The organism is Variovorax humicola, from assembly GCF_037889915.1.
Lineage (GTDB): Bacteria > Pseudomonadota > Gammaproteobacteria > Burkholderiales > Burkholderiaceae_C > Variovorax > Variovorax humicola.
In genome coordinates, this window is sequence record NZ_JBBKZV010000005.1 from 100,955 (window position 1) to 113,140 (window position 12,186).

Annotated in this window: 7 protein-coding genes and 3 pseudogenes; 6 read left to right on the forward strand and 4 right to left on the reverse strand. The window is 63.0% G+C overall.

Features of this window, described 5'->3' with window-relative positions; translation table 11 throughout:
- Positions 1-60: 60 nt before the first annotated feature.
- The gene (locus tag WKW80_RS11030; RefSeq protein WP_340363823.1) at positions 61-966 is read right to left on the reverse strand and encodes a sterol desaturase family protein; all 906 of its coding nucleotides are present in this window, start codon (positions 964-966) and stop codon (positions 61-63) included.
- A gap of 157 nt (positions 967-1,123) precedes the next feature.
- Here WKW80_RS11030 and WKW80_RS11035 point away from each other — a divergent pair.
- Both WKW80_RS11035 and WKW80_RS11040 read left to right on the forward strand, forming a co-directional pair.
- A pseudogene (locus tag WKW80_RS11035) lies at positions 1,124-1,249 on the forward strand (LysR family transcriptional regulator); the annotation flags it as partial.
- Positions 1,250-1,451: 202 nt separating this feature from the next.
- Positions 1,452-2,033, forward strand: a complete 582-nt coding sequence (locus tag WKW80_RS11040; protein ID WP_340363609.1) for a substrate-binding domain-containing protein — start codon at positions 1,452-1,454, stop codon at positions 2,031-2,033.
- A gap of 215 nt (positions 2,034-2,248) precedes the next feature.
- Here WKW80_RS11040 and WKW80_RS11045 read toward each other — a convergent pair whose 3' ends face one another.
- The 3 genes and pseudogenes from WKW80_RS11045 to WKW80_RS11055 form a co-directional block, all read right to left on the reverse strand.
- Complete coding sequence (locus WKW80_RS11045; RefSeq protein WP_340363610.1) at positions 2,249-4,015, reverse strand: di-heme-cytochrome C peroxidase; 1,767 nt, start codon at positions 4,013-4,015, stop codon at positions 2,249-2,251.
- Positions 4,016-4,289: 274 nt separating this feature from the next.
- Positions 4,290-4,838: a DUF2726 domain-containing protein gene (locus tag WKW80_RS11050; protein WP_340363611.1), complete on the reverse strand. Its 549-nt coding sequence runs from the start codon at positions 4,836-4,838 to the stop codon at positions 4,290-4,292.
- Positions 4,839-5,530: 692 nt separating this feature from the next.
- A pseudogene (locus tag WKW80_RS11055) lies at positions 5,531-5,770 on the reverse strand (FAD-dependent oxidoreductase); the annotation flags it as partial.
- Between the two features lie 450 nt (positions 5,771-6,220).
- On the opposite strand from WKW80_RS11055, the gene WKW80_RS11060 reads away from it, so the two are divergent.
- The 4 genes and pseudogenes from WKW80_RS11060 to WKW80_RS11070 all read left to right on the forward strand — a co-directional run bounded on the left by WKW80_RS11060 (position 6,221) and on the right by WKW80_RS11070 (position 12,140).
- The gene (locus WKW80_RS11060) at positions 6,221-8,272 is read left to right on the forward strand and encodes a PKD domain-containing protein (protein WP_340363612.1); all 2,052 of its coding nucleotides are present in this window, start codon (positions 6,221-6,223) and stop codon (positions 8,270-8,272) included.
- Between the two features lie 554 nt (positions 8,273-8,826).
- Positions 8,827-9,099 (forward strand): annotated as a pseudogene (gene mauJ / locus WKW80_RS37295) (methylamine utilization protein MauJ); the annotation flags it as partial.
- 584 nt (positions 9,100-9,683) lie between these two features.
- On the forward strand, positions 9,684-11,060 hold the full coding sequence (locus WKW80_RS11065; RefSeq protein WP_340363613.1) for an MFS transporter: 1,377 nt from the start codon (positions 9,684-9,686) through the stop codon (positions 11,058-11,060).
- A gap of 111 nt (positions 11,061-11,171) precedes the next feature.
- Positions 11,172-12,140, forward strand: a complete 969-nt coding sequence (locus WKW80_RS11070; RefSeq protein WP_340363614.1) for a LysR substrate-binding domain-containing protein — start codon at positions 11,172-11,174, stop codon at positions 12,138-12,140.
- The last annotated feature ends 46 nt before the right edge of the window (positions 12,141-12,186 follow it).

Sequence of the window (12,186 nt, forward strand, 5' to 3'; positions counted from 1 at the left end):
GATTGACTCGGTTGCTCAGGTTGGTTTGCATGGCGGGCCATGGGCTGCTCGGAACGGTACTCACGTCTTGCTCACCGCTGCGCGAAGTCCAGGCATGGCATCCCCGTCGACCTCAGTCTCCGCGTACGCCCTGCCGCCGGGCACGAGGGCCGAGTGGACGCGTCGCGAATGGATCAGCGGGTAGAACATTTCCACGAACCAACGCTCCTTGCCGAAGACCAGGTCGTCCGGCAGACCGACCTTCGCGGGGTAGCGGCGGGTGATCTTGGCAGTGCCGAAGATCAGGTCCCACACGAACAGCAGATTGCCGAAGTTGCCCTTGTAGTGGCCGATGCCATCGTCGTTGGTGAGTGCGTGGTGCGCCCAGTGCGTGGCCGGCGTCGAGACTGTGCGTTCCAGCACCCAGGCAAGGGGGTGCAGCCACTTCGTGCGGTAGAGCGGCGCATCCCACGGCACGGCACTGTGCGCACCCAGGATCACCGTGAGCTTGACCATGATGTAGACGAGGTAGGCATCGCCGAAGCCCAGGTAGATGAGCACGCCGGAAGCCCACAGGCCCGGCATCATCAGGTAGTAGAAGAAGTTGTTCCGGTAGGTGATGCGGATGCTCATGTAGTGCGCTGTGTGGTGCGCACGATGCAGTGGCCACAGCAGCGGCGAGTGCGAGATGCGATGCCACCAGTACTGCGTCATGTCATCGGCGAGCAGCAGGATCGCGCCCATGGCCCACCACGGCAGGTGCGCCCACGCGCCGCGCTGGCCGGGCATGGCCAGTTCGCTCAGCTTGGCCGTCACCCCGAAGATGAAGGGCTGCGACACCGCCAGCAGCGCGAGGAACATGAACAGTTCCAGCTTGGTGTCGTCCTTGGTGGCGTTGAAGCGTTCGTGCTTGCCGGAGCGGATCTCCAGCACGGCAAAAAACAGAATGATCGCGACGAGCACGACGTTTTGGATGAGATTCACCAGGTTGTCTCCTTGGTTTTGATCGGCAGGCCGGGTCTTGTGTCTGAACGCCGGGGCTCTTGGAATAGGCGCGATTGTTCAGGTGAACCTCGATTGAGTCCAATGCATAGTTGGTCAAGAATGAATGCAGTGGATGCATTTGCAAATCATGGAGCCGCTCATGGACCTCAAGCGCTGGGCACACATCGTCGCGGTCGCCGACCGGCGAAGCTTCATCCGCGCGGCGGAGCAGGTGCATCTCAGCCAACCGGCCCTGACGCGCAGCATCCAGGCGGCCGAAGCCGAGCTGGGACTGCAGTTGTTCGACCGCGGAACGCTGGAGGTGGTCCCGACCCCGGCGGGTGAATTCGTCGTGGCGCGGGCCCGGCAACTGGTGTTCAACAGCCGTTGCCTGGAGCGCGACGTCGAGCTCTATCGCAGTCGCGGGCTGGGCGACACCGCGTTCGGTGCCGGTCCGTTTCCCGCGTCCACCTTCCTGAAGCCAACTGATGGCTGCGATGCGGAGCGAGTTTCCCGGCATCAACCTGCGCGTCGAGATCAGCAATTGGCAGTTGCTGCTGAAACGCCTGCTCGAGGAAGACATCGAGTTCTTCATTGCCGACCACAGGGACTTGCCTTCGGACCCCAACCTGCATATCCGGCCGCTGCGCAGCGATCCGGGTGGCTTCTACGTGCGCGCCGGCCATCCATTGACAGAGCGCGGCGCCGTCACGCTGAAGCAGGTGTGGACGCATGGCGTCCTCTCGGTGCGGCTGCCTGCCGAAGTACGCGCAGTGCTCTGTCGTCTTCTTGGCATCGGATCGTCGGCGGAACTCTCCCTAGCCCTCGAGTGCGACGACGTCGAGGTGCTGAAGGACGTTGCGCTCGCCTGTGACTCGGTTCTTGCCGCGCCGCATATCGCCGTTGCAGCGGATGTCGCGGCGGGCAGGCTTCACCCGCTGAAAGTCACGGGCCTGCCGTCCCTTTCATCGGAAACGGGTGTGGTCACCCTTCGGGGCCGCACACCGTCGCCGATGGCTGAACTCATCATCAGTCGGCTGCCGGCCTCGAGTGCAACGGCCGCAGACTGAGGTTGTGACGATTGAAAACGCCTGATCTCTGCGGTCGATGAGTGACTCGCGTTTGGGCGAGGCTGATCAAGCCACTGTTTTTTGTTGAACAGTCACTTCGACTTGAGAATCAAGTCCCAACCCGTCCGCGCAACAGGGTCAAGTCCATCTCGATCCGAAGCGGACCTCCAACGGGGGGCCAAAGCGGCCCGCGCGCAACAGAAAATGAGCACCACTCAGCGAGGCGGCGCCTTTCCCCAAGGTTGATTGCCCGTCTTTGCATCGGCCGGTCCCCCAAAGGGCGTGACCCGTCCCGCTTCCTCTGGGATCGACTTCAAGTATTCGACCAGCGCCCAGCGTTCATCGTCGGTAAACTTCCGCCCGACAACCCCGTTGCCTAAAGGTTTGTCTTCAAACGAGTGGCCGGCATTCGAGTTTCCACGCACACTCGTATCCAAGAGGAAGCCCGTCGATCCGCTGGTGTCGACCCCTACCTTCACCGGGTCGAATTCGCGACCGACGTAAAACTTCTTGGTACGCTCATCCGCCGGAACGAGCATCTCGTACAAATTGGGCACAGAACCGTTGTGCATAAACGGCGGCGTAGCCCACACTCCGTCGCGAGGAGCAGCTTTGTAAACCCTGTAAGGCGGCGGCGGCAACGGAAACTCGCGATAGCCATTGATCTTGATTAATTCTTCCTCACTCAGCTTGAGTTTCGCCACGGCGGCAGCATCGATTCTTTCTTGCAAAGAGACGTAGAGCACGCCCGTCGGAGCGATTGGTTTGTCCTTGTAATCCCCAAGAAGGTAGGGCGCGAGTTGCTTGGTAAGCGCGTACGGCAACGTGTCAGCGAATTGCCCAGGATCGGTGCCAACGTAGGTCTGTGGTACCAGGCCCACTTCTATCCACCGCTTGCCGTACTTGTTGGGTTCGGTCCATCCGTACGGCCACTTGTTGTGGCACTTCGCACAGTTCTCGGCGAACAAGGCTTCGCCCGCGCGCACCTTTCCGCGGTCCAGTTTTCCAAGTATCTCCTCGGGCCATTTCGGAGGCGCGAGACGGTTCAAAGCATCTTCGATCTTGGCGACATTGAGCAGTTCGGCAGCGGAATTGAAAAGGCCTTCTTCTGGCGTTTTCGAGCGCAGGTCCATGAACAGAAAGACGCCGCCCACTTCGACCATGTTGCGACGGAGCGGACTTTGCTGCTCAGCGCGCCATTGGACCCATGAACTCTGCGGGGCATTCCACAAGAACGGAATCTTGGTCGGTGCAAGGGAAGGGAACCAGTTTTCGCGGATGCCGGGTTCGGTCATGGTAAGACGACCGATCAGCGAACTGACGGCGTCCATCCGGTGAGGGCCATACACAAGAGGAGTCTGTATGGTGACGCTCCGATATTCATGGACGCGAGCGGCGTCCCGTTCCGCGCGCTGGCGCAGTTCGCTCTCGGCGGCAGGGGTTGATATACCGATCGCTTTAGCGAGGCGTGCGAATTTCGACGCGTCGGCGATCGTGGCTTGCATCGCATCGTCAAGCGCCCCGACATATCCCATCATATCGAAGGCACCAACCCCGCCATCGATGCGAATGCGCTTGCCTTTGTAGTTCAACTGCGAGTTGTGGCAGGCTGCGCAGTTCAGGCCGGCGTACGTGCCCTTCCAGCGTGGCTCCGTCACAACCGTCTTGGTCACGCCGACAGGCAATGCATCGGGGTTGGTACGCGGGTTCGCGGCTTGGGGGGTTAAACCGAACCGCTCCGAGTTTGCATTGGACCGAAAGAGTTCCTGACTCCCTGCAACCTCCAGGTTGAGATAGATGTCGTAAGACATAGCGGCCGAGCCCTGCGACGTCTGGTAGTACATCTCCCGATCCGCCTGCGACCACCCTTGATTGAGATAGATGACCGAGTCGTTGCCCGATTGGGCCGCGGCACTGACAGACCACGCCACCGCGCACAAACCGCCGGCGGCCACGATGATTCGATTGAGATCAATCCGCATACGGGTCCTTCATGGCAGGGCTTGAAGGGCGACCGTAACCGCAACGCGGCAAGGGCACCATCCCGGCGTCCACCTAACTTCACGTACGTGGAGTCCACCTTTCTCCACGGGGAAGGATTGCCGTGAGCGAACGGCTGATGGCCGTTCTGAGACACCGGCGTCCCAAAATTGAGCACTGCAAGCAGCCTGCTCGGCGTTGTGGTTGGCCACCGTCTCCCCTTGGGTCCCCGAAGCGATGGTTCTCGCACTCGGAGGCTCCTTGATCCGGCAGAGGTCAGGCTAATTCTGAAGCACTGTTTGCCGGTACTTTGGCCTCGAGGCTCCACGTGGGATCGAGCCTAACCCGCCCCTCTTGGTCCGGGGTGGGGGGCGGCGGAGGCGGCGCAAAGTCCGATTGCACTCGGTCAATGTTGGGGATGCCCCGATAGCGCAGCACGCGGTACCCAGCAGCCTGGAGCAGGGCATCGCGCTTCTCGTCGCGGGCTTTCTTGCCGTCGTGGCTGCTGTCGTCCAGCTCGACGATCGCGACGACCTTGAACGACTTCTCGCAGATCACGAAGTCTGCTCGTTTCCTGTCGAACGTATTGCGCACTGCCGCGGACCTGGCAGAAAGCAAGGCACCAAACGAGACTTGTGAAAGCACGATGAGATCCGGCAGCGCACCTTGCAGTCGAAAGTACATGGCCTGTTCGTTTCGGGTCAGTGGCCACGCGGCTCGCGGCACCTCGTTGGAACCTCCGCGACGTGGCAAGAGCCTGGCGATGACCACCAGGGCCAAGAAGCCAAGCGCCATCGCGATCAATAAAGACCCGTTTCCCTTCATCCTCGCTCCGTGAGTATTTGCGGACGGAGTATGCAACGGGGGCTCGCGTCCGCCTTGGGTCTCACCCTTCACGGGGTTCGGAACTGTGCCGGGTTGCACACCGTCCACGCCCGAACGGACCCCGGAGGGTCCGCTGCGCATTAGAGGAAGGGGTGTCAGATCGAGGGGCACATGTGCCACCGGTCGCGGACCTGGGGCCGTTCACGCTTGGTGCGGCCCAGCGCGTATGCGCAGGCGTGTACCAGCTCGGAAGGGTGGTGATTGAAGGACGCCTGAATCATCAGACGCCGCCTTCGAGAGGAAATCCCTACTGGTGCGAAATCGGACCGCAATCGTATATCCGCTTCGGGGCCCTAGCCCACGTTTGGCTCACTTCTCACTTGATTCGACGCTCGAAAGCAGTCGCTGACGCCGGTGGCAGCTTGCCTGGACTCCACTCTTTCTTTACTGGCGAGCGAGGTACATCTTCATTTTGGCTTCCATGTCTTCGATCAACTCGCCCGATACGAATGGATGGGGCAAGGGTTGTGGGACATCTTCATCAGGGCTCAAGCGCCTCGACTTCAGGGGGCTTTTCGCGCAAGAAGGCCGATCCTATTCGTAGAACGCTGGCGATAGCTTCTGGTTGTCTCGCTGCGCCTTGTCGTGGTTGCCAATACCAGCTTGCCCGCTTGTCACGCTGCCCGCGGGCGTGCGTCTTCGGAGGCCCTGACCAGGCGCACGGCCTCGGCTTCGCCGAACAGACGTCGCAGGGTGAAGTACTTGGCCGACCAGGTCAGCAGGCAGCCGCCGTTGCGCCCGCTGGCGCCGGCCCCGCACAGGTCGCTCTCCAGGATGACGATGTCCAGGTGTGACGCCTGCTGCTTGGCCAGGATTGCGGTCCACGGTCCGGTGAAGCCGCCGCCGACGATGCAGACGGGTTCCAGCGTGGCGGGGCCGAACAGGCCGCGCCGGAAGGGCAGGCACCGGTACTTCAGCTCGCTGATGAAGCGCGTGATGTAGTCGAGCCGGTTGGTGCACGCTGCTGCTCACCGACGTCGTGACGCCCAGGTGAACGGGCCCAAGCTGAGCGGTCGCCTCGCGCCGGGGTTGGCGCATCCAGCACTCGCGACCCGTGTGGCCAGCTCCTCCACGGTCAAGGGCTTGCCGATGAGCTGCATCCGTGATCGAGCACACCGTGGTGCGCCGCCGCGTTGCGAGTAAGCCGGAGGTGAACACCCCCAAGTCCTGGACCCTTGCAATGCTCAAAGATGAGCCCGATGACGGCCGATTAAGCATTTAGTGCCACTTTTTTCACATTGCGTGGGGGTTTGACCAAGGGACGCTTGGGATTTTTAGATACATTAGTTCACAACTTGCATCATTTAGAAACGGAGTGAGACATGGATCGATTAACAGACGGGCGCTCAATCAACTTGCTGGCCGCGGCCTGGGTGTGCGCCTTGGCGCTCGCCGGCTGTGGCGGTGGTGGCGGTGGTGGCGGTGGTGGCGGTGCGCCCGGCGCGCTCGGCGCTATAAGCGCGCTAGGCGCTACCGGCGCTACCGGCGCTACCGACGCTACCGACGCTACCGGCGCTGTGAACGCGCCCGACGCGACCGGCGCTATGAGCGAGACCGGCGAGACCGGCGCGACCGGCGGGACCGGCGCTACGAGCACGACCAAAAGCGCCAGCGACAGTGGGGCCGGGACCGTCAACGTCGCCCCGGTCGCCGCGGTGAGCACGTCAAGCGGCGCCCAAGCCCCCGTGAAGCTCGCCGTGACCTTCGACGGCACGGGCAGCGCGGATGCCGATGGCGATGCCTTGAGCTACCGTTGGACCCTGGCATCGCGCCCTGCGGGCAGCGCCGCGACACTCGACGCCAGCGCAGGCCCCACGGTGAACCTCACACCCGATGTGCCCGGCGACTTCGTCGTAACCCTTGTGGTCAACGACGGCAAGGTCGACAGCAGTGCGACCTCGGCCACTTTGAGTGCCGCCAATGTCGCGCCCGTGGCCAACGCCGGATTCGACCGCTCCCTCCAAATCGGCGAAACCGGAGTGCTCGACGGCTCGGCCAGCTCCGACCTCAACGGCGACGCCCTGACCTATGCGTGGTCGGTAACGGCGCGGCCGAGCGGAAGCACGGCCCCGGTGACCGATGCCACGCAGGCGTTCGCGCACTTCGTGCCCGACGTTGCGGGCGACTACACGTTCGGCCTGGTGGTGAATGACGGTGCGTTGGCCAGCGCGCAAACCACCGTGCGGCGGACGGTGGTCGCGAGCGGCTCGAACCGGGCGCCGACTACTGACGCCGGGATCGATCAGAACGTGCCCCTGGGCACGGTCGTCACGTTGGATGGTAGCGCCAGCTCGGATCCCGACGGCAACCCGATCACCTACATGTGGACGCTGGATTCCAAGCCGGCGAACAGCACGGCAGCCATCGTCGATGCCTCGTCGCCGCGTCCTTCGCTGACACCTGACCAGGCCGGGACGTACATTGCATCGCTCGTGGTCACCGACAGTTTCAATGAGAAGAGCGTCGCCGACCAGGTGGTCGTTACCGTGAACCCGGTGAACAAGAACAATGCCCCTGTTGCGGTGGCTGGCCCCGCTCAGAACGTGCTGGTCGACGCAACCGTTGAACTCGACGGCAGCGGCAGCCTGGATGCCGACGGTGACCTTCTTTCCTACAGCTGGAGCATCACCTCCAAGCCGGCAGGCAGCACGGCTCAGCTCTCCTACATCGATGGCGTGGCCGACGATCCTGCGCCGACCTTCGTGGCCGATGTGCCGGGGGTCTACGTGATCGGGCTCGTCGTCGGCGATGGCAAGGCCTACTCGACGCAGGCATCGGTGACGGTGACCGCAGCGCGGGGTAACGTGGCGCCGGTGGCCAGCGCGGGCGATGACGTGTCGACGGTCGTTGGCACGGCGGTAGCCCTCAGCGGCGCGCTAAGCAGCGATGCGAATGACAACGCGCTGACCTATTCGTGGACGCTCGTCAGCCGCCCGGCCGGCAGTGTCGCCGTGCCAGTTCCGAGCAGCGCGACCGCAACGCTGACGCCCGACGTGGCGGGCATCTATGTCGTCGAACTCGTCGTGTCCGACGGCACGCTCTCGAGTGCCCCGGACACCGTCGTCGTGACCGCCGGCGCCGCGGGCGTCAACCTGGCGCCTGTTGCGAAGGCCGGACCGCGTCAGCGCAGCGCAATCGGCCAGACCGTCACGTTGGATGGCTCAAAGAGCTACGACCCGAACGGAACCGCGGTCACGTACGCCTGGAAGTTCAAATCGAAGCCGAAGAAGAGCACGGCGACGTTGATGGGTGCCACGACCGTCGCGCCGACCTTCGTCCCCAACGTCCGAGGGAACTACGTGGTGCAACTCGTCGTCAGCGACGGGCAGCTCACGAGCGTGGCCAGCACCGTGATGATCCAGGTCAGGCGCTAGCCTGGATCTTCCGAGGGTCCGCGCGGGGCGGACCCTCTCCCCGATGAGCCACGCCATGGACGGGGCGTCCGGAGGAGCCCTGTGTAATCGCGGTTCTTCGGCATGTCCCGATGCTTCCACCGGACCGGCTATCTACCCAGCGCATCAGCTGGAGGATGCCGGCAAAATCCGGCATGCTGGCCGCGTCCCTGACCCCGGTCCGGCGGAGCCCCATCTCAGTCGTTGCTGCGCGAGGCGTCCCCAGACCTGCAGCGAGCAGTCCCTGGCACTGCTGCTCAACCGGCGAGAGCCGACCTTCACTTCGATCTCAGCATTCGAGCGAATTTATCTGCCGTGAGACGGCTTTGCAGCGCAGGACTGATATGGTCGCTCTCGTCAAGGAGGTTCGTGCTGGTTTCATGAAGGGTCGTGAGACATGTGCCCGGCATCCGCGCTGCGGCAGAGCGACCGCGACCCGAGGGCAGCTGTCGCACTGAAGTCGACTGGATTAACAAAGACATTTCGCGCGTTTCGGATAGTCGAGCTGTTGAGCGGACAACGAGCTACTTACTGTCACGAGTGATCTCGGAGACTATCTGTATGTTCAAGGTCGATGCGCCATTGCTCACGCAAATGGAACACCCATCGTGAGCTCCGACGACTACGCCGACACGCGGCGACTATGGATGGATCTGCCTGTCATGACGGAACTTGCCGCAACCTGCATTGAGCATGAGTTGAGCGTCCTCTCAGGCAGCACATTCTGGGCGCGGCAACGCACTGTCAACCTGCCATCGTCTGAGATCTTCACGCGTATCGATGCGGCCCGACGGACGAGCCGTTTATAGCTCGTCCAAGCGAGACGTATAACCCTTCGTTTCAGCGGACTGCGTACGTACGGCAGCCGCTGAACTCAAACGTTAAAGGACGGGTTCTCGGACAAGGGGAGAAGGGGATGTCGGCTCTCGGCCACCAGCACCATTGCCGGCCGTGCCTAGCAGCTGACCTTCGAAGTGATCGCCCGGTTTGTGACTGACTGCTATCGGCGAGTTTGGCGAACGAGCAGTCCCGGCCCACAACAGGTCATTCGTCCCGCGAGCTTCAACGACCGGGTCCGCCAGCATTGCTGTCGAAGTCGGCCAAGGTCGCACAACAATCGCGCTGACGTCGGCTGATCGACAGCAAGAGTCCAAAGGGGACTCAAGCCAGGCGCTGCTGTTGACCGAGCCGTAGCCTGTCGCATTGCAGCGCAAGCCGACTAGCGCTTGAATCTCCGCGCTCATAGCAGCTATGCGCCTCGGGCGATGTCTCGCTGTCGTTCGATCGCCAGAATTCGTTGAACCAACTGGCAGTCACCAGTTGGCCGGGATAGCGATTCATTTGACGTGACCGGCAAAGGTCGCGTCGAACCGACCTACAACGGAGACAACCCATGAGCAGCCAACAGGCGCATGCGCTTCCATCTGATCCCGGCGACGTCATGCGCCAGCGATCGCAGAACATCAATGCCGATGCCGTGTACCGGAAGGTGCTTTGGCACCTGCTTCCGATGCTGGTGATCGTCTACATCATCGCCTACATCGACCGCTCGAACGTCGGCTTTGCCAAGCTCGGGTTCATGCGCGACCTGAACTTTTCGGACACGGTCTTCGGCATCGGCGCCGGCGTCTTCTACGCCGGCTACATGATCTTCGAGATTCCCAGCAATCTCATGCTGGCGAAGGTCGGCTTCCGCAAAACGCTGCTGCGCATCATGCTGCTCTGGGCCGCGTGCTCGGTGCTGCTGGCCATCATGACGAGTCCCAACTCGTATTACTTCGCGCGCTGCCTGCTTGGGGCCGCGGAGGCCGGACTGTTCCCGGGCGTGTTGCTCTATCTGACCTACTGGGTGCCGGCTGCAAGGCGGGCGAGTTTCACCGCGGTGTTCATGGCGGCCATTCCGCTTTCCGGCGTGATCAGCGGGCCGTTGTCCGGGATGATCATGCACAGCATGGACGGCTGGCAGGGGCTCAAGGGCTGGCAGTGGCTTTTCCTCATCGAGGGGGCGCCTGCGCTGCTGTTCGCGATCGTCGTGTTCTACTTTCTGAAGGACACGCCAGCCTCCGCGCCATGGCTCAGTAGCGGGGAGCGTGACTTGATCGAAGCCGACCTCGAGGCGGACCGCAACAGGACCGGTGGCGGTGGACATCATTCATTCATGGATGCGTTGCGCTCGCCGCGCTTCTACCTGCTCGTCGGCATGGGCGTCGCGCTGCTGGCCAGCGCATCGAACATCTCTTTCTGGCTGCCCACGATCATTCAACGCTCCGGCGTCACCAGCACCTGGATCATTGGCCTGATGGCCATGGCGCCCTACATCGTGGGCGTGGTTGCGCAGCAGTGGGTGGCCCGCCGCTCCGACGTGCGCGACGAACGCCGCTGGCACGCCGCCGCCTGCGCCATGGTTTCCGCGCTGGGGTGGATCCTGTTGCCGATGGTGTCGAGCAATCCCGTCCTTTCGCTGCTCGCGCTGATCGCAACGGCCGCTGGCACGTTCGCGGCCATGGGTCCGTTCTGGTCGATGCCTGCGCTCTACCTGAGCGCAAAGGCCGCACCCGGTGGCATCGCACTGATCAGCACGCTGGCGGGCATTGGAAGCCTGATCAGTCCCGTGATCATCGGATGGTTGAATGAGTCCACCAAGACCCTCGCCGCGGGGCAGTACTACCTTGCTGCACTGATGATCGTGGGTGCCGTCACCGTCGTCGCGATCGGTCACCACAACCGCAGCCATGCGGCCGGTGGCCCGCGGCTCAGGGTGGCTGCCTGACCCCGAGGCAGGGCGCGCCGGGGGCGCTCTGACGGATGAGGGAAAGCCGGCATTGGCCTGCCGCCCGCACGCGGGACAATCGCACGCATCCGACGCTGCGAGCAAATTCCCATGCAATCCGGCAAAGCCACCCAGATCAAGCTCGACATCACATCCGACCTCCAGATGTGGCGCGCGTTTCTCGCCATTGCCGAACTCGGCAGTCTGACGCGCGCGGCGCTGTTTCTGGACAGCAACCAGTCGCTGCTGAGCCGCCACCTGAATGCGTTGGAACGGGGATGCAAGGCACGCCTCTTCACGCGCACCGGCCGCGGCGTGGCACTGTCAGACGTGGGCCAGCGGATCTTTCCGCTGGTCAAGGCCCTGCTGTCGGATGCCGAGCAACTCGAACTCGAAATTCACGGTGAAGCGCGCGAACCTTCCGGCCGGGTCACGATCGGATCGCTGCCGTCGATCACCAATCCGATCGTCGGCCGCCTGTTCAAGCAGTTGCGCGAGCGTCACCCGGGCATTCAACTCAAGATCCTCGAGGGCTCCAGCGGCCAGGTGGAGGAATGGCTGGCCGATGCGCGCGTCGACATCGCCATCCTGTATCGGTACGGCAACGCGCTGCACGAGCAGGAGCAAGCGCTGGCCACCGTGGACAGCTATCTGATCGGTCCGGCAGGCGACCGGCTGACGAAGGTGCCCGAGATCCCCTTCTCGTCGCTGCACGAATTGCCTTTCATCCTGCCTGGCGCGCCGAACGGACTACGCACAGCACTCGATGCGATGGCACGCCAGGAGCACATCACGCTGGCGCCGGTGCTGGAGGCCGATTCTCTTCCGCTCATGCGATCGACGGTCGCCGAGGCCAGGCTCTACACCGTCTTGCCCATTCATGCGGTGTGGACGGAGGTGCAAGAAGGCCGACTGCAAGCCGCCAGGATCACTTCGCCACCGCTTCAGCGGATCGTTTCGATGGCGTTGGCGCGCACCAAGGGGCCTGGCCGGGCCGTGTCGGCCGTCGCGTCGGAGATCGTCAGCATCGTGGAAGACAGCGCTCGCAGCGGCATGTGGCACTTCGGCGGTCCCGAATAGCCCCTGGTTTTCACGCGCACGCATAGCAGCGTTGCGCCGCGTGCGG